The sequence below is a fragment of the Janibacter alkaliphilus genome (assembly GCF_013408565.1).
Classification (GTDB): Bacteria; Actinomycetota; Actinomycetes; order Actinomycetales; family Dermatophilaceae; genus Janibacter; species Janibacter alkaliphilus.
In genome coordinates this window covers 1,572,307-1,596,529 of the sequence record NZ_JACBZX010000001.1, presented here as the reverse complement: position 1 = coordinate 1,596,529, position 24,223 = coordinate 1,572,307, and the positions used below count along the sequence as shown (strand labels likewise).

General features: G+C 73.3%; 24 protein-coding genes and 1 pseudogene. 11 read left to right on the top strand and 14 right to left on the bottom strand.

The features are described 5' to 3' along the window. Window positions 1-129: 129 nt before the first annotated feature. On the bottom strand, window positions 130-1,389 hold the full coding sequence (locus BJY28_RS07770; protein WP_179462510.1) for an Nramp family divalent metal transporter: 1,260 nt from the start codon (window positions 1,387-1,389) through the stop codon (window positions 130-132). A 220-nt stretch (window positions 1,390-1,609) separates the two neighbouring features. On the opposite strand from BJY28_RS07770, the gene BJY28_RS07765 reads away from it, so the two are divergent. Beyond that, window positions 1,610-5,170, top strand: coding sequence for a TM0106 family RecB-like putative nuclease (locus BJY28_RS07765; RefSeq protein ID WP_179462509.1), 3,561 nt, complete (start codon window positions 1,610-1,612; stop codon window positions 5,168-5,170). A gap of 63 nt (window positions 5,171-5,233) precedes the next feature. Here BJY28_RS07765 and zwf read toward each other — a convergent pair whose 3' ends face one another. Both zwf and BJY28_RS07755 read right to left on the bottom strand, forming a co-directional pair. Next, a complete protein-coding gene (zwf, locus tag BJY28_RS07760) occupies window positions 5,234-6,676 on the bottom strand; it encodes a glucose-6-phosphate dehydrogenase (RefSeq protein WP_179462508.1) in 1,443 nt (480 codons plus the stop codon). Between the two features lie 92 nt (window positions 6,677-6,768). Then, a complete protein-coding gene (locus tag BJY28_RS07755) occupies window positions 6,769-6,957 on the bottom strand; it encodes a hypothetical protein (RefSeq protein WP_179462507.1) in 189 nt (62 codons plus the stop codon). An 11-nt stretch (window positions 6,958-6,968) separates the two neighbouring features. On the opposite strand from BJY28_RS07755, the gene BJY28_RS07750 reads away from it, so the two are divergent. The 5 genes from BJY28_RS07750 to BJY28_RS07730 all read left to right on the top strand — a co-directional run bounded on the left by BJY28_RS07750 (window position 6,969) and on the right by BJY28_RS07730 (window position 9,611). Then, window positions 6,969-7,667 carry a hypothetical protein gene (locus BJY28_RS07750; protein ID WP_179462506.1) on the top strand — a complete coding sequence of 233 codons (699 nt, stop codon included), beginning with the start codon at window positions 6,969-6,971 and terminating at the stop codon, window positions 7,665-7,667. Between the two features lie 12 nt (window positions 7,668-7,679). Continuing rightward, window positions 7,680-8,219: a hypothetical protein gene (locus BJY28_RS07745; protein ID WP_179462505.1), complete on the top strand. Its 540-nt coding sequence runs from the start codon at window positions 7,680-7,682 to the stop codon at window positions 8,217-8,219. A gap of 45 nt (window positions 8,220-8,264) precedes the next feature. Beyond that, entirely contained in the window at window positions 8,265-8,453 is a 189-nt protein-coding gene (locus tag BJY28_RS07740) for a hypothetical protein (RefSeq protein ID WP_179462504.1), read from the top strand. 87 nt (window positions 8,454-8,540) lie between these two features. Further along, entirely contained in the window at window positions 8,541-9,044 is a 504-nt protein-coding gene (locus BJY28_RS07735) for a hypothetical protein (RefSeq protein WP_218875247.1), read from the top strand. 60 nt (window positions 9,045-9,104) lie between these two features. After that, window positions 9,105-9,611: a hypothetical protein gene (locus tag BJY28_RS07730; RefSeq protein WP_179462502.1), complete on the top strand. Its 507-nt coding sequence runs from the start codon at window positions 9,105-9,107 to the stop codon at window positions 9,609-9,611. Here the strand turns inward: BJY28_RS07730 and BJY28_RS07725 are convergent. Together BJY28_RS07725 and BJY28_RS07720 are read right to left on the bottom strand one after the other, a co-directional pair. Continuing rightward, window positions 9,571-10,101, bottom strand: coding sequence for a MauE/DoxX family redox-associated membrane protein (locus tag BJY28_RS07725; protein WP_179462501.1), 531 nt, complete (start codon window positions 10,099-10,101; stop codon window positions 9,571-9,573). The two genes, BJY28_RS07730 and BJY28_RS07725, sit on opposite strands and share 41 nt — an antisense overlap. A gap of 32 nt (window positions 10,102-10,133) precedes the next feature. Next, the gene (locus BJY28_RS07720) at window positions 10,134-10,934 is read right to left on the bottom strand and encodes a VOC family protein (RefSeq protein ID WP_246313368.1); all 801 of its coding nucleotides are present in this window, start codon (window positions 10,932-10,934) and stop codon (window positions 10,134-10,136) included. 28 nt (window positions 10,935-10,962) lie between these two features. Here BJY28_RS07720 and BJY28_RS07715 point away from each other — a divergent pair, with 28 nt between their 5' ends. The 5 genes from BJY28_RS07715 (at window position 10,963) to BJY28_RS07695 (ending at window position 16,994) form a co-directional block, all read left to right on the top strand. Then, window positions 10,963-11,934, top strand: a complete 972-nt coding sequence (locus BJY28_RS07715) for a 1,4-dihydroxy-2-naphthoyl-CoA synthase (RefSeq protein WP_343037012.1) — start codon at window positions 10,963-10,965, stop codon at window positions 11,932-11,934. Window positions 11,935-12,255: 321 nt separating this feature from the next. Then, window positions 12,256-12,837, top strand: a complete 582-nt coding sequence (locus BJY28_RS07710) for a TMEM165/GDT1 family protein (protein ID WP_179462498.1) — start codon at window positions 12,256-12,258, stop codon at window positions 12,835-12,837. Window positions 12,838-13,014: 177 nt separating this feature from the next. Beyond that, entirely contained in the window at window positions 13,015-14,472 is a 1,458-nt protein-coding gene (locus BJY28_RS07705; RefSeq protein WP_179462497.1) for a GntP family permease, read from the top strand. Between the two features lie 267 nt (window positions 14,473-14,739). Further along, on the top strand, window positions 14,740-15,957 hold the full coding sequence (gene menE / locus BJY28_RS07700) for an o-succinylbenzoate--CoA ligase (RefSeq protein ID WP_343037011.1): 1,218 nt from the start codon (window positions 14,740-14,742) through the stop codon (window positions 15,955-15,957). Window positions 15,958-16,124: 167 nt separating this feature from the next. Continuing rightward, window positions 16,125-16,994, top strand: a complete 870-nt coding sequence (locus tag BJY28_RS07695) for a 1,4-dihydroxy-2-naphthoate polyprenyltransferase (protein WP_179462495.1) — start codon at window positions 16,125-16,127, stop codon at window positions 16,992-16,994. A 40-nt stretch (window positions 16,995-17,034) separates the two neighbouring features. Here BJY28_RS07695 and BJY28_RS07690 read toward each other — a convergent pair whose 3' ends face one another. From BJY28_RS07690 to rsmI, 9 genes and pseudogenes are all read right to left on the bottom strand, one after another. Further along, the gene (locus tag BJY28_RS07690) at window positions 17,035-17,334 is read right to left on the bottom strand and encodes a DUF4229 domain-containing protein (protein WP_179462494.1); all 300 of its coding nucleotides are present in this window, start codon (window positions 17,332-17,334) and stop codon (window positions 17,035-17,037) included. A gap of 7 nt (window positions 17,335-17,341) precedes the next feature. Further along, window positions 17,342-18,358, bottom strand: coding sequence for a c-type cytochrome biogenesis protein CcsB (gene ccsB, locus BJY28_RS07685; RefSeq protein ID WP_179462493.1), 1,017 nt, complete (start codon window positions 18,356-18,358; stop codon window positions 17,342-17,344). Then, window positions 18,355-19,935 (bottom strand): cytochrome c biogenesis protein ResB, encoded by a 1,581-nt coding sequence (gene resB, locus BJY28_RS07680; RefSeq protein ID WP_179462492.1) that lies wholly within the window; start codon window positions 19,933-19,935, stop codon window positions 18,355-18,357. Before resB ends, ccsB begins: the two co-directional genes overlap by 4 nt. Then, entirely contained in the window at window positions 19,935-20,678 is a 744-nt protein-coding gene (locus BJY28_RS07675; RefSeq protein ID WP_179462491.1) for a cytochrome c biogenesis CcdA family protein, read from the bottom strand. The genes resB and BJY28_RS07675 overlap by 1 nt, the downstream gene beginning before the upstream one ends. Next, window positions 20,675-21,322 (bottom strand): TlpA family protein disulfide reductase, encoded by a 648-nt coding sequence (locus tag BJY28_RS07670; RefSeq protein WP_179462490.1) that lies wholly within the window; start codon window positions 21,320-21,322, stop codon window positions 20,675-20,677. Before BJY28_RS07670 ends, BJY28_RS07675 begins: the two co-directional genes overlap by 4 nt. A 3-nt stretch (window positions 21,323-21,325) precedes the next feature. After that, on the bottom strand, window positions 21,326-22,150 hold the full coding sequence (locus BJY28_RS07665; RefSeq protein WP_179462489.1) for a histidine phosphatase family protein: 825 nt from the start codon (window positions 22,148-22,150) through the stop codon (window positions 21,326-21,328). Between the two features lie 188 nt (window positions 22,151-22,338). Continuing rightward, on the bottom strand, window positions 22,339-22,680 hold the full coding sequence (locus BJY28_RS16255) for an MBL fold metallo-hydrolase (RefSeq protein ID WP_246313366.1): 342 nt from the start codon (window positions 22,678-22,680) through the stop codon (window positions 22,339-22,341). 7 nt (window positions 22,681-22,687) lie between these two features. After that, a pseudogene (locus BJY28_RS17035) lies at window positions 22,688-22,987 on the bottom strand (MBL fold metallo-hydrolase); the annotation flags it as partial. A gap of 391 nt (window positions 22,988-23,378) precedes the next feature. Continuing rightward, window positions 23,379-24,200 (bottom strand): 16S rRNA (cytidine(1402)-2'-O)-methyltransferase, encoded by an 822-nt coding sequence (gene rsmI / locus BJY28_RS07655; protein WP_179462487.1) that lies wholly within the window; start codon window positions 24,198-24,200, stop codon window positions 23,379-23,381. Between the last annotated feature and the right edge of the window lie 23 nt (window positions 24,201-24,223).

Below are 24,223 nucleotides of genomic sequence, written 5' to 3'. Positions count from 1 at the left end.
CGTCGCCGCCCAGGACGCCGGCTACCACGCAGTAAGTGCTGTGATCACGACACTTACTGCGTGGTAGCCCGGTGGTTGTGGGTGACGGTTGCACGGGGTGACGGTCGGGCGGGAACAGCGCAGAGTCGGTCAGTCGAAGGCGCCCCGGACGGTCTCGACGAGCTCGGTGACCGCGAGCCAGGCGAAGACCGCCGCGCACAGCACGAGCGCGAGGTTGGTCCACCACCGGTTGCGCCAGCGCTGCGGCACCCGGTCGGTGTTGAGCAACCACAGCAGGGTGATGGCCAGGAAGGGCATGAAGAGCGAGCCGAGCACCCCGTAGGCGAGGATGAGCCAGACCGGCCGGCCGAGGAAGAGCATGATCATCGGCGGGAAGGTCAGCCACAGGATGTAGGCGCGGTACCAGCGTCCGCCGATGCGACGCTCGGGCGCGTCCGCATCCAGGCCGCGCAGGTGCCCGACGAGGTCGGCGAACATCAGCGAGACCCCGTTCCACACCCCGAGCAGGCTGGACATGGCCGCCGCGAAGAAGCCGACGAGGAAGACCGTGCCGGACCACTCGCCGTAGCGTTCGGCGAGCACCTCGGAGAGATCGAGCAGCCCCTCGTCGCCGTCGGCGATGGCGATCTGCGCGGAGTAGAGCAGCTCCGCACCGACCACCAGGGTGGCCGCGACGAAGACCCCGGTGATCGTGTAGGCGACGACGTTGTCGATCCGCATCACCCGCATGAAGGAGGGCGTGGCCCACCCCTTCTCCCGCAGCCAGTAGCCGTAGGCGGCCAGCGTGATGGTGCCGCCGACCCCGCCGGCCAGCGCGAGCACGGTGACCAGCCCGTCGTCGGGCACCCACGGGCGCAGCCCGGCGACGATGTCCCCGAGGTTGGGCACGGTCATGACGGCGGCGCCGACCATCGTGACGAACATCAGCCCGACGAGCGCGGCGCAGACCTTCTCGAAGATCCCGTACCGGCCGAGCCACACCAGCGCGGCCCCGGCCAGGCCGGCGAGGATGCCCCACGCCTCCACCGGCAGCACCGGGAAGAGCGAGTGCAGCGGCAGGCCGGTCCCGGCCATCGCCGCCGCCCCGTAGACGAACCCCCAGATGACGATGTACGGCACGAAGTAGACGTGGGTCCAGCGCCCCAGGCTGCTCCAGCCCTCGAAGATCGTGCGGCCCGACGCCAGCGAGTAGCGACCGGCGCCCTCGACGAGCACGATCTTCATCAGGCACCCGGCCAGCACGCACCAGAAGAGCCCGTAGCCGTAGGAGCTGCCGGCGACGAGGGTGGCCACGAGGTCGATCGCGCCGACCCCGGTGGCCGCGACGATGATCCCGGGGCCGACGAGCGACCACCGGGCGGCCGGCTGCTGCTCGGTCCCGCTGCTCATGACGCCTGCCCCTGGTCGTCCGGGTGGCTCGGACACCCCTCGGCGTCCCGGCTGATGCGGCGCATGGCGGCTGCTCCTGGCTCTCGGCTCCTCGAGACCGCGGTCGGCGACGACCGCGGTCCGAGCACGCTACGGCGCGCCGACCGTCGCTGCCACCGGGCCGGCCACGGGGCGCACCGGGCGGGCCGACGGTGTCGGTCCCCCTTCGTAGGGTGGCGGCATGCAGATCATCCAGGTCCCCGGCACGTCGCCCGAGGTGCTGCTCTCGGCCAGCGACCTGCGCCGCGCCGCCGGGTGCGAGCACGCGCTGCTGGCCGACCTCGACGTCGCCCTGGACCGCCGACCGGCCCCCGAGCCGGTCGAGGACGAGGTGCTCGCCCGGGTCGCCGAGCTCGGTCACGCCCACGAGCAGCGGGTGCTGCGGGCGCTCGCGGCCGAGCGTCCTGGTGCGGTGCGCAGCGCGCCCCGGCCGGAGCCGACGCCCGAGGGCTACGCGGCCGCGCACGCCCAGACCCTGGCCTGGCTCGCCGACCCCGCGGTCGACCTCGTCGTCCAGGCGGTGATCGCCGAGCCCGGGTTCGTCGGGGTCGCCGACTTCCTGCTGCGCGGCGAGGACGGGCGGTGGGTGGTCTGCGACGCCAAGCTGGCCCGCCGGGAGAGCGTCGAGGCGCTGCTGCAGGTCGGCGCCTATGCCGACATCCTGCAGCGCGGCGGCGTCCCGGTGTCGCCGGTGCTGCGGCTCGTCCTCGGCGACGAGGACGCCCGGGAGACCCGCCTCGACGACGTGCTCCCGGTGGTGCGCGCCCGGCGGGCCCGGCTGAGCGAGCTCGTCACGACGCACCTGCAGGGTCCGGGCGCGGCCGACCTGCACGACGCGTCGGTCGCCGCGTGCCTGGTCTGCGACACCTGCCAGGCCCAGCTGCACGGCGAGGACGACGTGCTGCTCGTCGCCGGCGTGCACGCCGCGCAGCGGACCGCGCTGGCCGAGGTCGGCGTCGTCACGGTCGGCGACCTGGCCGCGCTGCCCCAGGACACCGTCGTGCCGGGCCTGCGAGCCCAGGTGCGGGACCGGCTGCGGGCGCAGGCGCGGCTGCAGCTGGCGGCGCGCGAGGCCGGCACGCTGACCCACGAGGTGGTCACCCCGGCCGCCCTGGCGCTGCCGACCCCCAGCCCGGGCGACGTCTTCTTCGACTTCGAGGCCGACCCGATGTGGCACGAGCCGGGCTCGCGCACCTGGGGCCTGGAGTACCTCTTCGGCTGCCTGACGCTCGAGCCGGACGGGAGCACCGCCTTCACCGCCTTCTGGGCGCACGACCGGCGGCAGGAGGGTGCGGCGCTGCGGGCCTTCCTCGACTGGCTGCAGCAGCGTCGGCGCCGCTGGCCCGACCTGCACGTCTACCACTACTCCGGCTACGAGCGCTCGGCCCTGCTGCGGCTGGCGGCGCGGCACGGTGAGGGCCAGGAGGAGGTCGACGGGCTGCTGCGCGACCGGGTCCTCGTCGATCTCTACGCCACGGTCAAGCAGTCTGTCCGGGTCGGGACCGGCTCGTACTCGATCAAGCAGCTCGAGCCGCTCTACATGGGCGACGAGCTGCGCGCCGCCGACGGGGTGACCGGCGGCGGCGACTCGATCGTCGAGTACCACCGCTACGTGCAGGCGCTGGTCGACGGCGACGCCGTGCTGGCCGCCGAGCGGCTGGAGGACATCCGTCAGTACAACGAGTACGACTGCCTCTCCACGCTGCGGCTGCGGGACTGGCTGCGCGCCCGCGCCGACGAGCACCAGGTCGCCGACCGTCCCGGCGGACAGGGCGAGGACCCGGACGCCGCGGTGGAGCCGCCGGCTGAGCGCACCGAGGAGCTGCTCGCCCTCGTCGGGGACGACCCCGCGCACGAGCGTAGCCCGCAGCAGCAGGCGGTGGCGATGCTCGCCGCGGCCGTCGGGTACCACCGCCGTGAGGACAAGCCGTACTGGTGGGGGCACTTCGACCGTCTCGGCTCCCCGGTCGAGGAGTGGGCGGCCGGCACCGACGTGCTGCGCGGCGACCGTGTCGAGCAGCTCACCGAGTGGGTGGCACCGACCCCGCGCAGCTCGCCGCGGCGCACCCTGCGCGTCGTCGGCGAGGACCGTGGGCTGTCCGGACGGGGGCTGGTCGCCGTCTACCACGACCCCCCGGCTGACGTGGCGCAGGAGGGCCAGGTCGGGGCCCACCGCGCGGTCCGGCTGCTGGCGCGCGAGGAGGTGATCGACCCGTCCGGCGCCGAGCTGGTGGCGGTCACCGTCGAGGAGAGCGCTCCGCGAGGCACCAGCGGCTACCCCGATCTGCCGGTCGGTCTCGGGCCGGACGCCCCGCCTCGGGCCGACAACATCGTGACCGCGATCAGCGACGTCGCCCAGCAGGTCCTGGACGCCCAGACGGGCGAGAGGACCACGCCGGCACCGCCGAACCACCGGGTGCCGCCGCACGAGCCGGTGCTGCCGCCCGGCCCGGCGCTGGACCTGCTGGCCCGCCGTGCGCCTCGGACGACGGCTCACCAGAGCGACGACGCGACCGCCGAGCTCCCCCGCACCGGTGACGACGTCGCCGACGTGCGGGACGCGCTGCTGTCCCTGGACCGCTCCTACCTGGCCGTGCAGGGCCCGCCCGGCACCGGCAAGACCCACGTCGGCGCGCACGTCGTGAGCGCCCTGGTCCGCGAGCACGGCTGGCGGGTCGGGGTCGTCGCGCAGAGCCACGCGGCGGTGGAGAACATGCTCGACGCGATCGTCACAGCGGGCGTCCCGGCGGAGCAGGTCGGCAAGTCACCCAAGGGCGAGGGCGAGCGCACCTGGACCGAGCTGACGTCGACCGGGTACGCACCCTTCGCCGCGGAGCACGCCGCTGCCGGACGCGGCTACGTGCTCGGCGGCACCGCCTGGGACCTCACCAACCGCACCCGGATCGAGGCCGGACAGCTCGACCTCGTGGTCGTCGACGAGGCCGGTCAGCTGGCGATCGCGCCGACGATCGGGGTCTCCACCGCCGGTGCCCGGCTGCTGCTGCTCGGCGACCCGCAGCAGCTGCCCCAGGTCTCCCAGGGCACCCACCCGGAGCCGGTGGACCGTTCCGCGCTCGGTTGGCTGCTCGGCGACGCCGAGACGATCCCCGACGAGCTCGGCTACTTCCTCGCGCAGACCTGGCGGATGCACCCCGCGCTCACCGCACCGGTCTCCCGGCTCGCCTACGACGATCGGCTGCGCTCCCGCGAGGAGGTGACCACCGGCCGCGACCTCGCCGGGATCGCCCCGGGCCTGCACGTCGTCGAGGTCGAGCACGCCGGGCGCACCACCGAGTCGCCCGAGGAGGCCGAGCGGGTGGCGCAGCTGGTGGCGGACCTGGTGGGCCGGCCCTGGACCGACGGTGCGGGCACCCGCCCGCTGACCCCGGCGGACGTCCTCGTCGTCGCCCCCTACAACCACCAGGTGGCCGCGCTGCAGGACGCCCTGGCCCGGGACCATCTGGAGCAGGCCAGGGTCGGCACCGTCGACTCCTTCCAGGGGCAGCAGGCGCCGGTGGTCATCGTCTCGATGTCCGCCTCGTCGGCGCACGACATCAGCCGCGGCCTGGGCTTCCTGCTCGACCGGCACCGGCTCAACGTCGCCGTCTCGCGCGGGCAGCACGCCGCCTTCGTCGTGATGTCACCGGTGCTCGCCGACGCCGCCCCGCGCAGCAGCCGCGAGCTGGTCACCCTCGGTGCCTTCCTCGGGCTGCTCGAGGCCCGGGTCGGCGCCCTGGTCTGAGCGGGCCGGGCCCACGCCTGATCCCTCGCCGGTCGGGCGCCTGTCAGGGCCCCGCCAGGCTCGTCAGGCCCCGGCGGAGTTCGGGTCGCGCCAGCGCCGCTCGAAGGGCAGCCTCCAGGTGAAGGGGGCGATGAGCTGGTGGATCTGGTTCGGGCCCCACGACTCCTGCTCGTAGGCCCGGACCACCGGCGGGTTCTCCAGCAGCGGCTGGGAGATCTCCCAGAGCCGCTCGATGCCCTCCGCGGAGGTGAAGAGGGTCCGGTCACCGCGGGCGGCGTCGTAGATGAGCCGCTCGTAGGCCTCGAGCACCGAGCCGGCCCAGCCGGTGTCGTGCATGGCGAACTGCATCGACAGCTTGTCCAGCTTCATCCCCGGTCCGGGCCGCTTGCCGTAGAAGGACAGCGACATCCGGGACTCGTCGGCCAGGTCGAAGGTGAGGTGGTCCGGCCCGTGGTCACCGACCCCGGAGCCGGAGGGGAACATCGACTGCGGCGGCTCCTTGAAGGCGATCGAGATGATCCGGGCGTTCTCCGACAGCCGCTTGCCGGTCCGCAGGTAGAAGGGGACCCCGGCCCAGCGCCAGTTGTCGACGAAGCACTTCAGCGCGATGAAGGTCTCGGTCTCGGACTCCTCGGCGACGCCCTCGATGTCCCGGTAGCCGACGTACTGGCCGCGGACGACGTCGGACGGTTCGATCGGCTTCATCGACCGGAAGACCTTGTTCTTCTCCTCGGTGATGGCGTGCGGCTCCAGCGAGGTCGGCGGCTCCAGCGCGATGAAGGCCATCACCTGGAAGAGGTGGGTGACGACCATGTCCCGGTAGGCGCCGGTGGCCTCGTAGAAGTCGGCCCGGGTCTCCAGGCCCAGCGACTCGGGCACGTCGATCTGGACGTGGTCGATGTGGCTGCGGTGCCAGATCGGCTCGAAGAGGCCGTTGGCGAAGCGGAACGCCAGGATGTTCTGGGCGGCCTCCTTGCCGAGGAAGTGGTCGATCCGGAAGATCTGCTCCTCGTCGAAGACCTCGTGCAGCTGCCGGTTCAGCGAGCGGGCCGACACCAGGTCCGTGCCGAAGGGCTTCTCCATGATGATCCGGCTGCGCTCGACGAGCCCGGCGTCGCGGAGCTCGTGGACCACCGACAGCGCCGCCTTCGGCGGGACGCTGAGGTAGTGCAACCGCTGCGGGTCCTGGCCCTCCCACTCGCTCTCGATCTGCAGGACCTCGTCGCGCAGCGCCTGCGGTCCGTCGGAGCCGCGCACCCAGTGCAGCAGCGGCTCGAACTGCGGCCAGGCCTCGACGTCGCTGTCGTCGCCGAACTCGTGCACCGCCTCCCGGGCGATCTCCACGAACTGGTCGCGGTCGATGTCGTCGAGGGAGGTGCCGACGATCTGCACCTGCTCCAGCAGCCCGGTCTTGACCAGGTGCAGCAGCCCCGGCAGCAGCTTGCGCCGGGCGAGGTCGCCGGTGGCGCCGAAGAGGACGACGGTCGTCGGAGTCGAGTTACCCATGCGCACAGCCTGCCCCCTCGGGTCGTCCCCGTGGTCGTGGGTGGGCCGTTCCCGTGTGAAATCTGTGTGACGCGGCCGGCGCGACGGGTCCGTCACGGGCTCGACACCCCCGGTCGTACCCGTGACCATCTGCCCGTCTCGGCGCCTGAGACGGGCGCGTCCCGCTCGACGCGCGAGCCCGGCCGCTCGGTGCCATCCTGCATCCCGGGGAGGAGCCACCCGGTGCTGGACGGGCCGGGGAGGCACAGCGAGACGACGATCAGCACGACGACGATCAGCATCGGGGGATGACATGAGATACACCTTCAGCCGGGTCGCGCCCAGCGGCCGCGACGTCCAGGCGAGCTGGGCGGACGAGCGGCTCTCCAGCGAGGTCAGCGGGGTGCGCTTCGTCGGCAGCTCCTACGGCCGCGGCTTCCAGATCGGGACGACCGGCTTCCACGACTTCGCCGCGGAGCATCACCTTCGCTCCGCCAGCCATCGCCGCCTGCGGGTCCGCGGCCGCGAGCTGCGGATCGCCACGGGCGCCGACAAGCGCACGACGATCGCCTCGCTGATCGGTCCGCGGCACGAGCTGATGACGGTCTTCTCCGGGCCGGCGCCGACGGACCACACGCTCACCGGCCTCTTCGGGGTGCTGAGGGTCAGCGACTCCACCAGCGGCATGGTGGTCCGGCCGGAGCGCAACACGCTGCTCGAGGCCGTCAACGAGCACGTGCTGCTCGTCGGGGAGTCGCACAGCTCGCTCGACCTGCCGGTCCCGGCCGAGGCCCGCCGGATGAAGCCACGGTCGAAGGGGGCGGACACCGCCCACGGCGAGGTGTGGCGGCGTCCGTTGCACCACGGCCGGCGCTCCCGCACCGCCCACGACTACGCCTACATCGTCGGCACCCGCAAGGGCATCGGCGAGGCCGTCGCTGGCCCGGAGTCGAAGATCAGCTCGCGCACGCTGCTCGACTGGGTCGACAGCATCGACATCGCCTGGACCTGAGAGGACACGGACATGACGCTCGACCTCGACACCATCCCTGACAGCGACGCCCCCGCCTCCGGCGGCCCCGGGATCGCGCTCTCCGACCTGCCGTCGGTCCGCCCCGGACGACGCGGCGTGCTCAAGGGAGTGGCCCTGTCCGGGATGACCCTGGGCGCCACCGCCCTGACCTGGGGCAGCGCCGCTGCTCCGGCCGTCGCCGAGACCAGCCCGAGCGGCCTGGACGGCTGGGACCGCAACGACTGCAGCGACGCCTACCCGCGCGGCTACCGCGAGCAGCGGGACAACACCGGCCAGTACCGCAACATCGCGGGCGCCTGCTTCGGCGGCAGCGCGATCGGCTCCGACAACTGCGACGCCGACGGCTGGCACCGGGCCGACAGCGTCGGCAGCACCACCTACCGCCCCGTCTCCGGGTCGTGCTCGGGCAAGAACGCCTGGAAGTGGACGGTCGACGGGGTGACCTACCGGTGCTCCGACGGCCGCACGACCGAGCCGGTCTTCTGGATCTGGACGCGCAGCTATCTCTCGATCTGCCGCGCCGCGGTCTGACCCCCACGCGCCGACGCCACCGACGACGCCCGTCGACGACGCCTCGTGACCAGCCCTGCCCGCGCCGTCCGCGCGCGCCGTCTCGCGCTGCACCCCGCCACCGGGGTGGCCGCGCTGGCGGCGGTGACCCTGCTGAGCGTGACCGGCGGGGTCCGCGGCGACGCCTGGTCCGGGCCGGTGGGCTGGCTCGCGCTGGCCATGCTCGCCGGCTTCTCCACGAGCGGCTCGACATGATCGCGGAACTCGGCCCTCGTGCTGAGCTCGTCGGTCTGGCGAGATCGTGGGAAGTACGGCTTCAGCGCCGGTCTACTGATCGGCGGCGTGATCAGCGCCCTGGGCATCATGCTGGTGGGGTCGCTGCTGCGCTGGCCGCTGCCGGTGCCGGTCGCGGCGGGTCTGGTGATCGCCTGGACGGCGGTGATCCTCGTCCGCGAGCTGGGGCTGGTCTCCTTCGCGCTGCCGCAGAACGCCCGGCTCGTCCCGGAGACGGTCTTCCGGCACGGCCCGGTGCTGGGCCCGATGCAGTTCGGCATCGAGATGGGCACGGGCATGCGGACCTTCGTCACCAGCGGGCTCCCTTACGCGCTGCTCGTGGCGCTCGCGCTGGTCGCCGACCCGTGGCAGGCGCTGCTGGCCGGGCTCGGCTTCGGCGCCGGGCGCGCGCTGATGACGCTGTCCTCGCTGGGCTACGGCGCCGACGCGGAGTGGGACGACGCCTGGGTGGCCCACCAGCGGGCGCTGCACGTCGCGCTGGCCGCCCTCTACGCCCTGGCCACCGTGGTCGTGCTGGCCGGCCCGCTGGGCATCCCGGGACTGGGCGGATGACCCTGTCCCCGCCAGCGCCGCCCGGCAACCCCGGGACCACCGTCATGAGAGGACACCCGCATGGACCCCCTGATCGCCCTCGTCGTCCTCAGCTGGTTGGCGATCGTCGTGCTCTACCTCGGCCTGGCGGCGGTGCTGCGCGAGGTGCGGATGCTGCGCCGCGAGGTCGCCACCGCCACCACCTCGTGGGACCCCCGCGAGGTGGACGAGGTCGTGTCGATGCCCGGGCTCGCCTGCTCCGGCGGTCCCACGCTGGTGCTCGCCGCGGACAGCAGCTGCCCGATGTGCCGGCTGCTCACCGCGACGCTGGCGGAGCAGCACGCGCAGCTCGACGCGCCCGCCCTCGTGCTCGGCTACCAGGCCCGCGAGGAGTGGGGCGAGCTCGACGAGCGGCTGCGCTACGTCCAGGACGAGGACGCCTGGCAGCAGATCGCCCATCTCTCCCCGCCGGTGCTGCTGCTGCTCGACAAGAGCGGCGCCGCCCGCGAGGTCACCATGCCGTCCTCGCGCGACGAGGCGCTGGTCCTCATGCAGCAGTGGGGGGTCGCTCGGAGCTCAGCGCGCTGATCTGCGGCAGCACCCAGAGCATCGCGGCGACGAGCACCGCGGACGCGGCGGTCACCAGATCGGGACCGGCCGGACCGAGCACGGCCGCGAGCAGGGCGAAGGGTGCGATCAGCGCGGCCCGGGCCACCGCCGTCACAGATACCGTCCCGGACCCGAAGCACCCGCAGGGAGCTCCTAGGCGGCGCCGCAGCAGCAGCGCGAGGTAGCCCGCGAAGGCGGCCATGAGCAGGGCGGTCGCCAGCGCGGCGACGCGCGCCAGGAGCGGCAGCGGCAGCAGCCAGCCGAGCAGCAGCGCGACGGCCAGCCCGAGCTCGACCGGCCCGAGGGTCACGCTGACGAGGGCGTGCTGGCGTGCCGGGAGCAGACCCTGGGCGGCGAGGGTGGCCCGGAGCATCGCCGAGTCGCGCAGGTGCCCGAGCGCGGCGCCCGCGAGCAGCAGCCCGCCGGCCAGGGTGAGCGTCCAGGCCGCCCAGGTCAGCACGTCGACCACCGCCGCTCTCCCCCTTCGACTGTCGGCGCTGCTCAGCCGGGTCCGGGCAGCAGCCCGGTCTGCGGGTCGCGGTCGGTGAGGCAGAAGGGGACCCCGGCCGGGTCGCGCAGCACCGTCCAGAAGGCCTCCTGCGCCACGACGTCGGCACCGGCGTCCTCCCAGCGCGGCGTGGCCGCGGCCCGGTCGTCGCAGGCGACATCGACGTGCCCGGTCACCGGCTCGTCCACGGCGGCGTCCTCGAGCCGCTGCAGCAGCACCCGGACCGGGAGCGACTCGGGTCGACGGAGCGCGCGGAATTCGGCCCGCGTGCTCTGCACCGCCTCCCAGCCGGTCAGCGTCGACCAGAAGGCGATCTCGTCGGCGTAGCGCGGCGCCGGGATGTCCAGGCACGCCTGGTCGACCAGCTCGTCGCCGGTGCGCAGCTGCAGCGACGGGCGGCCCTCGGCGTCCCAGTCGGTGAAGCAGAAGACGAAGCCGCCCGGGCTGCGCAGCACCCGGACGCGCGCGTAGCGGTCGACGAGCGTCGCGCCCAGCCCGACCGCCTCCTCGGCCGCCGCGTCCACGTCCTCGACGACGAGGTCGAGGTGGATGCCGTCACCGGACCCGGTGCGCTGCAGCTTGATCCAACCGTCGCCCTCGGCCGGGACGAGGGTGGTGAACTCCCCCTTCGTGCCGCGGGCCGGGGACGGCTGCTGGCCGGTCTGCTGGGCCCAGAAGGCCCAGGCCGCGTCGGCACGCGCGGAGCGGTAGCCGTCCTCGCCCACCTCGTGGTGCAGGAAGAGCCAGATCCACCGCACGTCCACCATGTCGTCAGCCAAGCAGACGTCGCTCATCCGGGCACGGCGACTAGGCTCGCCGACCGTGAGTGCACTGGACGGCGTCAGCGAGACCTTCGACCCCGAGGCCTGGCAGGAGGTCCCCGGCTTCGCGGACCTCACCGACCTCACGTACCACCGGGCGACCGGGGAGGGCGCGGCGTCGGGGGTCGTGCGGATCGCCTTCGACCGGCCGGAGGTGCTCAACGCCTTCCGCCCGCACACCGTCGACGAGCTCTACCGCACCCTCGACCACGCCCGCCGCAGCCCGGACGTCGGCGTCGTGCTGCTCACCGGCAACGGCCCGTCCCCGCGGGAGGGGTCGAGCGCGACCACCCAGGGCTGGGCCTTCTGCACCGGCGGCGACCAGCGGATCCGGGGGCGCTCGGGCTACCAGTACGCGCAGGACCCCGGCGGCGACGCCACCGCCGAGGGCGTCGACGAGCGTCGGGTCAAGGCCGAGGGGGGCCGGCTGCACATCCTCGAGGTGCAGCGGCTCATCCGGACCATGCCGAAGGTCGTCATCGCCCTGGTCAACGGGTGGGCGGCCGGCGGCGGGCACAGCCTGCACGCCGTCGCCGACATGACCCTGGCCAGCCGGGAGCACGCCCGCTTCAAGCAGACCGACGCCGACGTCGGCTCCTTCGACGGTGGCTACGGCAGCGCCTACCTGGCCAAGCAGGTCGGGCAGAAGCGGGCCCGGGAGATCTTCTTCCTCGGCCGCCCCTACACCGCCGAGCAGATGCACGACATGGGCGCGGTGAACATGGTCTTCGACCACGCCGAGCTCGAGGCCGAGGCGCTCGGCGTGGCCCGAGAGATCATGGGCAAGTCGCCGCAGGCGATCCGGATGCTGAAGTTCGCCTTCAACCTCCTCGACGACGGGCTCATGGGCCAGCAGGTCTTCGCCGGCGAGACCACCCGCTTGGCCTACATGACCGACGAGGCCGTCGAGGGCCGCGACCAGTTCCTGCAGAAGCGCGAGCCGGACTGGTCCCCCTTCCCCTGGTACTTCTGACCCTCCGAGCCTTTATCGGGTAACCCGATAAAGGCTCGCTCCCCGGGGAAGGCTTCTCCGGGGAGCGAGAGGTTCTCGGCGCCCCGGTGCACCCTGGCGCTCACCGCACCCGTAGACTCGCCCCATCGAGAGGGAGTAGTCCTCAACGGTCGTGTCGACACACTGCCGCCGAGCCCACGGGCGAGGCGACCGGCACGGCAGGCCACGGACCCGTGGCGGACGAGACTGTCGACCAGCACGACGACCCATGACGGCGTGCCTGGTCGAGGTCGTCGTCACCGACAGCCCCGGTCCGGCACCAGCACCACGAAGAGGACCCGCGTGACCGCCTTCCTGATCTCCACCGCCGTGATCTTCGTCGCCGAGCTCGGCGACAAGTCCCAGCTCATGGCGATGACCTTCGCCGCCCGCTACCGCGCCCGCGACGTGCTGCTCGCGATCACCGGCGCCACCCTCATCGTCCACCTCGCCTCGGTGGGCATCGGCTTCTGGATCGGCGACGCCTTCGCCGAGCACCAGGACTGGATCGCGATCATCGCCGGCCTCGCCTTCGTCGTCTTCGGGCTGTGGACCCTGCGCGGCGACGAGCTCACCGACGAGGAGGCCGACAAGGCCAGACGGGCGAAGGGGGCCGCGATCCTCGCCGTCGGCACCGCCTTCTTCCTCGCCGAGCTCGGCGACAAGACGATGCTCGCCACGATCACCCTGGCCACCCGCGAGGGATGGTTCGGCACGTGGATCGGCTCCACCCTCGGCATGGTCGCCGCCGACGCCCTGGCCATCGCCGTCGGCGCCCTGCTGGGCCGCAAGCTGCCCGAACGGGCCATCACCATCGGCGCGGCGGTCCTCTTCTTCGCCTTCGGCGCGGTGCTCATCGCCGAGGGCCTCGGCTGGATCGGCTGACACCCACGCGCACAGCGACCATTGAGACAGGTGCCCCGCGGCCGGACCGGCGGCCACCACCTCGAGACGACCGCCGGGCGCGCCACGGCGACCGCTCGGCGCTCCCCCGACCGACCCGCCTCGCCCCAGCGTCCTCCCAGGTCGTGAGCCAGGTCACCAGACCCTAGGGTGCGCAGGATGGAGGTCCTGCACACCGCGATCGCGATCCTCGCCGCGATCCTGCTCATCATCCGGTTCAAGGTCGACCCGGTGATCTCGCTGATCATCAGCTCGGTCTACCTCGGTCTGGCCACCGGCGTCGGCTACACCGGCACGGTCACCGCGATCACCACCGGCTTCGGCGAGATCATGGCCGAGGTCGGCCTGCTCATCGGCTTCGGCGTGCTCACCGGCAGCCTGCTGCAGGCCACCGGGACCTTCCGCGCCCTCGTCGAGGTGATCGCCCACCGGGTCGGCGGCAAGCTGCCCTACGCGATGTCCGCGGCCCTGGCGACGATCTTCCCGTCGATCTACGTCGACGTGCAGGTCGTGCTCGCCTCGCCGATGGCCCGCCAGGCCGCCCCGGTCATCGACAAGAAGCGCGGTCTGCCGTGGCTGGCCGGCGCCATCGGCGTCGGCATCTTCGCCGGCTACGTCTTCGTCGTGCCCGGCCTGGCAGCGGTCGCCGTCGCCGGGCTGCTCGACGTCCCCCTCGGCAGCTACCTCGTGCTCGGGCTGCCGATCGGCCTGGCCACCGCGCTGCTGACGACGCTCCTCTTCCGGCTCATCCTGCAGACCGGCTACTGGAAGCCGGCCACCGACATCGACGAGAACGAGGCCGAGCACCCGGACAACCCGGGCCACGCGGCCTTCCTCGCCAGCCACCAGGTGGACGCGCAGCCGGCCCGCCGCTCCGGCGCCGACGCCGACCTCGACGAGGACCTCGCCGTCGACGACGTCCCGGCGAAGGCGCTCGGCCTGCCGCTGATCGTCCGGCTGCTGCCGATCCTCGTGCCGCTGGTGCTCATCGCCACCGGCACCTTCGCCGGGCTCATGGAGCCGGACAACCCCTTCGTCCGGTTCCTCGGCGAGTACCGCCTGGCCTTCCTCGGAGACGCCAACATCGCCCTCTTCATCGGGCTGCTGCTCGCCTTCGTCATCGGCCGCTGGTCGCTGGGCACGGACGCCACCGGCGACGCGCTGAGCAGCGGCTTCCGCACCACCGGCGAGATCCTGCTCATCACCGGCATCGGCGGCTCGCTCGGCGCGGTCATCACCGAGACCGGCCTGGAGGGCACGCTGGCCGACCTCTTCTCCGCGGACGCCGGCGCCCCGGCGCTGGTGAGCATCCTGCTCGCCTGGGTCATCGCCGCGGTGCTGCACTTCGCGATCGGCTCGGTCTCGGTCGGTGCGATCACCGCCGCCGGGATCATCGCCCCGGTCGTCGCCTCCACCGGCGTCGACCCGGTGGTGATCGGGCTGGCCATCGCCTCGGGCGCGATGTTCGCGCTGCACGTCAACAGCAACTTCTTCTGGATGTTCAAGAGCCTGCTCGGCCTGTCCACCCAGGGCGCGCTGAAGACGCTCACCGCGACCACGTCCCTCGGCGCGCTCGTCTCGCTGCCGATGGTGCTCGCCCTCGGCCTGGTGATGTAGCGCCGACGTCCTCCCGGAGCGGCCACCGACGGAACTGCTGCTGGCTGCAGTTCCGTGAGCCAGCAGCAGCACGAGGTGCGGCTGGCTCGCCGAACTGCTGCTGGCAGCAGTTTCGTTCGCTCAGGGGTACGGCGCGGCAGAGGTCCAGCGGAGAACGGCACGGCCCGAGAAGGGGATGGCTCGACGGGGACGACCCGTGAAGGGGGCGACCCGCCGGGCCTGTGGAGGGCCCCGGCGCAACCGCCGGGCATGGGCGAGGATGGAGCGGTGAGGATCACCGACCTGCCGCTGCCGACCGGACCCGCGGTGCTCGAGGCGCTTCCGGTGCTCGAGCGGGCGCTGGCCGGTGGTGCCCCGATCCGGCCCGTCCCCGCTGACGACGCACCCGCCGCCGATGGCTCCGGCGGGCCCGGCGCAGGACCGGCGGCGGACCGGTCGGACGACACCGATCTCCCCGACGACCTCGCGGTCGTCGTCGGTACCTCCGGATCGACCGGCGACCCCAAGCTCGCCATGCTCGGCGCCGCCGCTCTGGCCGCCAGCGCCGCCGCCACCCACGACCGGCTCGGCGGGCCGGGGCAGTGGCTGCTCGCGCTGCCGACCCACCATGTCGCCGGGCTGCAGGTGCTGGCCCGCTCCGTCCACGCCGGGACCACCCCGATCGCCCTCGACCCGGCGGGGATGACCCCCTTCGACCTCGTCCAGGGCGCGGCGGCGATGACCGGCGAACGGCGCTACACCAGCCTCGTGCCCACCCAGCTGACCCGGCTCCTCGACGATCCGCTGGGGGTCGAGGCGCTGCGCCGCTTCGACGCCGTGCTCGTCGGCGGCGCCGCCAGCCCGCCCGACCTGCTCGAGCGGGCCCGCGAGCGCTCGGTCCGCGTGGTCACCACCTACGGCATGAGCGAGACCTGCGGCGGGTGCGTGTACGCCGGGCGGCCGCTCGACGGCGTGCAGGTCGCCACCGACGACGAAGGGCGGCTGCTGCTCGGCGGGCCCGTGGTCGCCCACGGCTACCTCGGCCGGCCCGAACTGACCGCCGCCTCCTTCCGCACCGCACCCGACGGCACCCGCTGGTTCGCCACCGACGACCTCGGCGAGGTCGGCGAGCACGACGGCCGGACCACCGTCCAGGTGCTCGGCCGCGCCGACGACCTCATCACCACCGGCGGCCTCAAGCTGGCGCCGCGGCTGCTGGAGGAGGCGACGCTGGCGCACGTCCCGGCGGTCACCCAGGCGCTGGCCGTCGGCGTCCCCGACCCGGAGTGGGGGCAGGCGGTGACCCTCGTGGTCGTCACCTCCCCCGGCGGCCCGCCGCCCGGCCGCGTGCCCGCCGACGGGGTCGAGCAGATCCGGGAGATGCTGCGCCCGCACCTGCCCGGCCACGCCCTGCCGCGGCGGGTGCTCGTCGTCGACGCCCTGCCCAGCCGCGGCCCCGGCAAACCGGACCGGGCGGCTGCGCGCGAGCTCGTCGCCTCCGCCTGAGCCACCTGCTTCAGAGTCACCTGCCCCTGAGTCATCTGCCCCTGAGTCATCGGCAGCGGGGTCGAGGTGATCGGCGCCCCCTTCCACGGCGTGGATCACCTCGACCGCGGGCTCCCCTTCGTACGATTGAGGCCCCTGCCCCACCGAAGGATCGAGCACCACCAGTCATGGCATCCCTCGCCCAGTGGGTCGCCGGCGCCCGGCCGCGCACCCTGCCCGCCGCCGTCGCCCCCGTCGTCGTCGGCACCGCCGCGGCCGCCGCCGAGGACACCGCCCAGCTCGGGCTGGCCGTCCTCGCGCTGATCGTCGCGGTCTCGCTGCAGATCGGGGTGAACTACGCCAACGACTACAGCGACGGCATCCGCGGCACCGACGAGGACCGGGTCGGTCCGGTGCGGCTGGTGGGTCAGCGGATCGCCAACCCCGACAACGTCAAGCTCATGGCCTTCCTGTGGTTCGGCGTCGGTGCGTTCGCCGGGCTCGCGCTGGTGGCGCTGGCCCAGACCTGGTTGCTCATCCCGCTCGGCGCGCTGGCCGTGGTCGCGGCCTGGCGCTACACCGGCGGCGACAACCCCTATGGCTACCGCGGCCTCGGCGAGGTCTACGTCTTCCTCTTCTTCGGGCTGCTGGCCACGCTCGGCACCGAGTACACCCAGGCCAACGCGATCTCGCTCGTCGGGGTGCTCGGCGCGATCGCCGTCGGCTGCCTGGCCAGCGCCATCCTCGTGGCGAACAACCTGCGCGACATCCCCTCCGACACCGTCGCCGGCAAGCAGACCCTCGCGGTCCGTCTCGGCGACGCCAAGACCCGACGGCTCTACCTCGGGCTCTTCGTCGTGGCCGCGGCGGCCACCGGGCTGATGGCCTTCTGGCACCCCTTCGCGCCGGTCGCCCTCGTCGGGCTGCTGCTCGCCGCGCCCGGGCTGAAGGCGGTGCTCTCCGGGGCCACCGGCAAGGCGCTGGTCCCGGCGATCGCCACCACCGGCATCGCCGAGCTGGTCTGGGCGCTGCTGCTGGTCTACCCGCTGGCGCGCTGACCGCGCTTACCCAGCCGACCGCACTGAGCGCACCTACGGCTCAGCGGAAGTCCTCGGCCCCGTCCTCGCGCGTGCCGTCCGCACCGCTGCCGTCCTCGACGGCCTCGTCGGTGTCCCGACGACGGGCCTTGGCCTGCGCCCGCTCCTCCTGGCGCGCAGCCATCTTGCGCACGACGTCGTCGCGCATCGGTCGCAGCGCCACGTAGGAGATGACCATCGAGGCCAACGCGGCGATGACCACCAGCCACGGCAGCTGGTTCGGGCCGCGCAGCCCGAGCAGCCAGAGGGCCGCCAGGCAGCCGAAGAAGATGAGGAACCGGAAGAGGGTGTAGCGGATCACGCGCGGCTCACTGGGCGTAGCTGTGCTGGCCGATGAAGTAGAAGTTCACCACGGTGTAGTTGATGACGATGCAGGCGAAGCCGGCCAGGGCGATCCAGTTCGCGGTGCGCCGCGAGGTGTTCTTCGTCGCCCGCGCGTGCAGGTAGGCGGCGTAGACCACCCAGATGACGAAGGACCAGACCTCCTTGGGGTCCCAGTTCCAGTAGGCGCCCCAGGCCTCGTGCGCCCAGATCGCGCCGGCGATGATCGTGAAGGTCCACAGCGGGAAGGCGATGATGTGCAGCGCGTAGGAGAGCTTCTCCAGCTGCGGCGCCGGGGGCAGCTTGGCCCAGAAGCGCGGCGAGACCGCCTGCCGGTCGCTGAGCAGGTAGAGCGCGCTGACGATCGCCGCGACCACGCAGATCCCGACGGCCAGGGTGGCCACGGTGACGTGGATCGGCAGCCAGTAGGACTTCAGCGAGGGCACCAGCTCGTCCGCGGGGACGTACCAGGCGGTCTGGGCGACCATGAGCACGAGCACGACGAAGCCGGTGACGAAGAGCCCGAGCCAGCGCACGTCCCGGCGCAGGCTGACCGCGCTGAAGGTGGCCACGGCGAAGAGGCAGCCGACGACGCTGAACTCGAAGAGGTTGCCCAGCGGGAAGCGCTCGACGGCCAGGCCGCGCAGCACCGAGGAGAGCAGCAGCAGACCCGTGCCGAGCCAGGTCAGCGAGCCGGCGATCCCGGCGGCCTGGCGTCCGCGCAACGAGGTCTGCTCCGGCTCGTCGGCCGCCGAAGCGGCGTCGGCGCGGGTCGCTGCGCCGGAGGACCCCTCCCCGTCCGCGTCGCGGTCTGCGAGGTCCACCCCGCCGCGCCCGGCGCCGGAGCGGGCTCCGACCCGGTCGGCGGTCCGCGCGGCGGCCTCCTCGCGGACCGGCACGGCCCGGGCGAGATAGAGCGCGAAGCCGAGCATCGCCAGGGTGAGCACCAGCGCGGCCGAGGCCAGCGCGTAGTTGGCGTAGGTCGCCAGGCTCTCGTTCGTCATGCTCCCGATCCTCCCACGGCCCCGCGTCGGGCCTCGATGTCGTCACGGACCTCGGCGACGATCTCGGCCAGCCGGTCGTCGTCGTCGCGGCTCATCCCGGCCACCTCGAGCGCGGTCGTGCCGTCGCCGCGGTCGGTCAGCCGGACGAAGACCCGGCGCCGCTTCATCGTCAGGGTGACCACCAGACCGGCCAGCGCGAGCAGCGCCGCGACGAGGGTCACCCCCTGCCCCGGGTCGTGCCGCACGGACAGCCCGGCGTAGCGGTCGATCCGCTCGAAGGTGATGCTCCCCCGGTCGCCGGGCAGCTGCGCGGTCTCGCCCGGCTGCAGCCACAGCCGCGCCTGGTCCTCACCGTCCTCGGCCTGCACCGCGGTCATCGAGGCGGTGTCCAGGGAGAAGACCGACTGCGGAGCCCCGTCGGGGAAGAGGTCGCCCTCGTAGAGGCTCATCGCCAGGGCGGGGTTGCGGGTGTCCGGGAAGATCGAGACCGGCCCCTGCTCCTGGTCGACCACCGCGGTCGGCAGGAAGAGCCCGATGAGGCCCAGCTGCTGCGGCTCGGCGGCGCCGACCTTGACCGCGCCGGTGCTGCGGTAGTTGCCGTCCTGGGCGAGGAAGGGGGTCGGCCCCGCGTAGAGCACCTCGCCGTCGACGTCCTCGACGGTGACCACGGGGGCGTAGCCGTTGCCGAGGAGGAAGGCGTTGGCGCCGTCGACCGACAGCGGGTCGTTGACCTTGATGACGTCCTCGATCGGGGTCCCGTCCGCGCTGCTCCCTTCGACGTGGGCCTCGAAGTCCCGGGGCTGGCCGAAGGTCTGGGTGCCCGGCTCCCGGTCGTTGAAGTCGGCGGTCATCTCGGTGACCGTCAGCTGGAAGGGCGGGATCGACTCGTCGTCGACCAGCGGCCCGGGGGCGTAGGTGTCGAAGCGGGTCGAGGTGCTGACGAAGGAGGTGCCCTCGGGCACGATGAGGTCGGCCTTCCAGCCCCACAGGTAGCCGACGGCGACGCCGATGATCAGGGCCACCAGGCTGGTGTGGAAGACGAGGTTGCCGGTCTCCTTGACGTGCCCGGACTCGGCCGAGACCGAGGTGTCGTCGTGGCTGGCCACCCGGAAGCGGCGCTTCTTCAGCGCGGCCTGCGCGGCCTCGCGGACCTCCTCGACGGTGCCGGGGGCCTCGCCCTCGGCCCGGGCCTCGAGCCGGGCGAGCCGGCGCGGGGCCTTCGGCGGGGCCGATCGCAGCGCCTTGGCGTGGGCGATACTGCGCGGCACGATGCAGCCGACGAGGGAGATGAAGAGCAGCAGGTAGATCGCCGAGAACCAGGGGGTCCCGTAGACCTCGAAGGCGCCGAGGTCGTCGAGGATCGGGCCGGCGTCGGGGTGCTCGGCGATCCAGTCGGCGGTGCGGGTGGGGTCGATCGAGCGCTGCGGGAAGACCGAGCCGGGCACCGCGGCGACCGCGACGAGCAGCAGCAGGAAGAGCGCGGTGCGCATGCTCGTCAGCTGCCGCCAGCCCCAGCGCAGGTAGCCGACCACCCCGAGCCGCGGCTGGGTGATCTGCGCGTCGCTGCCGCGGGCCATCAGATGATCACCTTGAAGTCGTTGATGAGGTGGCGCTGCAGCCAGGCGGTGAGGTTGTCCCAGGCGCCGGTGACCAGCAGCAGGCCGACGACGAGCAGCAGCGCCCCGCCGAAGATCTGGATGCCGCGCTGGTGCCGGCTCAGCCAGGAGCTGACCGGGGCCCAGCGCTCGTAGGCGGCGGCGATGAGCAGGAAGGGCAGACCGAGACCGACGCAGTAGGCGATCGCCAGCACGACGGCGCGGCCGAGGGAGTCCTCGGTCAGCGAGAGCGCCAGCACCGCGCCGAGGGTGGGGCCGACGCACGGGGCCCAGCCGAGGCCGAAGATCGCCCCGAGCACGGGGGCGCCGGCCAGGCCGGTGGCGGGCTTGACCGGCAGCCGCAGGGTGCGCTGGCTGCCCATCCCGAGGAAGACCAGGGCCATGACGATGACCAGCGCCCCGCCGATGCGCAGGAGCAGCTGACGCTGCTCGATCAGCACCATGCCGATGCTCGCCACGAACATCGAGGCGATGATGAAGACGGCGGAGAAGCCCGCGATGAAGAGCAGCGTGCCGAGCACCATCCGCCCCTTCGACCGCTCCTCCAGGGAGGTCTCGGACAGGCCGGTGACGTAGCCGAGGTAGCCGGGCACCAGCGGCAGCACGCAGGGGGTGGCGAAGGAGACGAGCCCGGCGAGCGCGGCGATCACGGCCGCGAGCGGCAGGGCACCGTCGGCGACGGTGTCCGGGAGGGCGGTGATCATCCCGAGGTCTCCTCCAGGGCGTCGTCGATCAGCGAGCTGAGGGTGGACTCGGTGACCGGGCCGAGGACGACCGAGGCGATCCGGCCCTGCCGGTCGAGCACGGCGGTCGCCGGGGTGGTGCTCAGCTTGCTCTGCATCTGGATGGCGCTGGTGCCGGCGTCGTCGTAGATGGAGTCGTAGGGCAGGCCCCAGGCCTGCGCCTGGGCGCGGCCGGTCTCCTTCGACGGCTCGCGGTAGTCGATGCCGATGAACTCGACGTCGTCCTCGTCGGCGTAGGCCTCGTGGGTGGCCACCAGCTCGGGGGCCTCCTTCTCGCAGGGCCCGCACCAGCTGGCCCACGAGTTGACGACGACCACCGAGCCCTCGTGCTCGCTGGTCTCCCAGGTATCGCCCTCGAGGGTCTCCCCGGCGAGCTCGACCGGCTCGGCGCGCTCGTCCGGGGCGTACTGCACGATCTGCCCGTCACCGGCCACGTAGCCCTTGTTGTCGCCCGCCTTCGCCTGCTCGGCGACGGAGTCGCCCCCGGTGCAGCCGGTGAGCACGAGCGCGGCACCGGCGAGGGCGGCGACGGCGGATCGGCGGCCGAGGGTGCTGCGCCGGGCGGTGGGGCGGGGCGTCAGGGCGGTGCGGGCGATGCGGGTCATGGGTCAGGCTCCGGTGGTCGCCGACGCCCGCGGGTAGAGCTGGGCGACGGGCTCGGTGTAGTCCACGGCGGTGACGGTGTCGCCGGTGAAGGTGATGCTGGTCAGGGAGGCGAGGTTGCACTGCCGGCGGCGCGGGTCGTGCCAGAGCCGGCCGTGCTCGAGGGCGCTGCGGATGGTCCAGATCGGCAGCTGGTGGCTGACGATGAGCACCTCGCGGCCGCGGGCGTGGTCGCGGGCGTCCTCGATGGCGGCGGTCATCCGCCGGGCGATGGCGCGGTAGGGCTCGCCCCAGGTGGGCTTGGTGGGGTCGCGCATCCACCACCAGCGGCGCGGGTCGAGCAGCAGGCGCTTGCGGAAGCGGCGCCCCTCGAAGCGGTTGCCGGCCTCGATCACCCGGGGGTCGACGACCGCGGTGAGCCCGTGCCGGGCCAGGGTGGGCGCGGCGGTCTCGGCGGTGCGGACCAGCGGGGAGTGCACGACGAGCCCGAGGTCGTGGTCGGCGAGGTGGGCGGCGACCCCGTCGGCCATCTCGTGCCCGAGGTCGGAGAGGTGGTAGCCGGGGAGGCGGCCGTAGAGGACCTTCTCCGGGTTGTAGACCTCGCCGTGGCGCAGCAGGTGCACCACCGTGGTCTCGTCGCCGACCGGGGCGGTGCCCTCGTGGTGGCCCTCGGTGAGCCCAGCCGCGGCCTCGGCGGCAGCGGCGTCGGCCTGCTGCTCGGTCTCGTGGGCACCGGGGATGTCGGTGCCGGAGTCCGGTGCGGACCACTGCGGGTCCGGCTCCTCGGGGTCGCGCGGTCCCGGATCGCAGTCGAGGTCAGGCGCAGCCATGCTCGCAGTGTCTCAGGCCCACCTGAGAAGCCACCGTGGGGTGGCCCGCCCTCCCCACCACCCTCCCTGCGCAGCTGCCCGGGCGAATCACACCCACCCCCGCAACTGCCCGGGCAAATCACACCGGCCTGCGCAACTGCCCGGGCAAATCGCACTGGTCTGCGCAGCTGCCCGGGCAGCTGCGAGAACTAGGCGAGCGTACGCAGCGCGTCGTAGACCCGTGGGTCGTGCGCCGGGATGACCGTCGCCTCGCCGCTGGCCTGAAGGTGGCGCAGGGCCGCGTGGTTACCGGCGATCCGCGAGCGGTCGTGGGCGATGACCTGCTCGAAGGCGCGCAGCACCCGCAGCGGCCTCATCCGCCGGCCGGCCGGGTCGACGTCGGTGAGCACCGAGCCGTCGAAGACGGCGTCGCCGGCGTGCACGAGCAGCCCCCGGTCGCTCTGCACGGCGACCGCGGTGTGGCCCCGGGTGTGCCCGTGGGTCGGGAGCATGGTGATGCCGGGCAGCACCTCGATCCCGCTGAGATCCACCGCCGCGCCAGGCCCGGACCACGGGTCGCCGGGGCCCCGGGTGGATCTCCCAGCGGGCGTCGTGGGTCAGCTGGGCGGGCCGGTAGCGCAGCGCATCCCGCCCACGGGGTCGCGGCAGCGCCGCCCGGTGCTCGACGGCGGTCGTATGGATCCGAGCGCCCGGGAAGTCGGCGATGCCCCCGGCGTGGTCGAGGTCGAGGTGGGTCAGCACCACGTCGGTGACGTCCTCGGTGCGGTGCCCCAGGCGTTCGATCGCGGCGGCCGCGGTGTCGGCGTCGTCGTGGCTCGGGCGCAGCAGCGCCCGCATCGGCCCGATCCGGGAGCGGTCGGCCTGGTCGGCCCGGCCGAAGCCGGTCGACGAGGACGAGCCCGGTGGGGTGCTCGACGAGCAGCACGTGAGCGACGATCCGTCCCACGACGGGAGGGGTCATGATCGCGCCGTTGATGTGGTGCACCCTCATGTCGACCCATCGTGGCGCAGGCGGTCCGCTCTCGCCCCCGGGTCAGGCAGACGTCCCCTGTGACCTCGGCCTCGCGCGCACCCGGGCAGATTCGCACCAGCCCCCGCAACTGCCCGGGCAAATCACACCAGCCCCCGCAACTGCCCGGGCAATTCACACGATCCACCGCAACTGCCCGGGCAAATTCGCACCGGCCCCGCAACTGCCCGGGCAGCTGCGAAAGGGTGGGCGGGCGGCTCAGCGGGCGGCGACGGCCGCGTCGTAGAGGGCCTTGGCGGAGAGCCCTGTGCTCGCGCTCACCTGGCGGGTCGCGTCCTTGAGCCGGACCCCGTCGGCGACGAGCGCCTGCACCTGCTCCAGCGCCTGCTGCAGCGGAACCTCCCGCGGCGGGGCCCCGGCGACGACGAGAGTGATCTCCCCCTTCACGCCCTCCCGCGCGCCGTCGGCGAGCTCGGCCAGCCCGCCGCGGCGCACCTCCTCGTAGGTCTTGGTCAGCTCGCGGCACAGCGCGGCCGGCCGGTCGGGGCCGAGCGCCTGAGCCATCGCGTCCAGGCTGACGGCGACCCGGTGCGGCGCCTCGAAGAAGACCATCGTGCGCGGCTCGTCGGCCAGCGCGGCCAGCGCACGCGCCCGCTCCCCCGGCTTGCGCGGCAGGAAGCCCTCGAAGCAGAAGCGGTCCACCGGCAGCCCGGAGACGGCCAGCGCCATGAGCACCGCGCTCGGCCCGGGCACGCAGGTCAGCGGCAGGTCGGCCTCGACGCAGGCGCGCACCACCCGGTAGCCGGGGTCGGAGACCGACGGCATGCCGGCGTCGGTGACCAGCAGCACCCGCTCCCCGGCGGCGACGGCCGCGACCAGCTCCTCGGTGCGGCTGGCCTCGTTGTGCTCGTGATAGCTGAGCACCCGCCCGCGCGGCTCGACCCGCAGGTCGACCGCCAGCCGGCGCAGCCGCCGGGTGTCCTCGGCGGCGACGACGTCGGCGGCGGCCAGCTCGTCGGCCAGCCGGGGGGCGGCGTCGCGGGGGTCTCCGATCGGGGTGGCGGCCAGGACCAGGGGCATGCGCGCATCCTTGCAGGCCGACG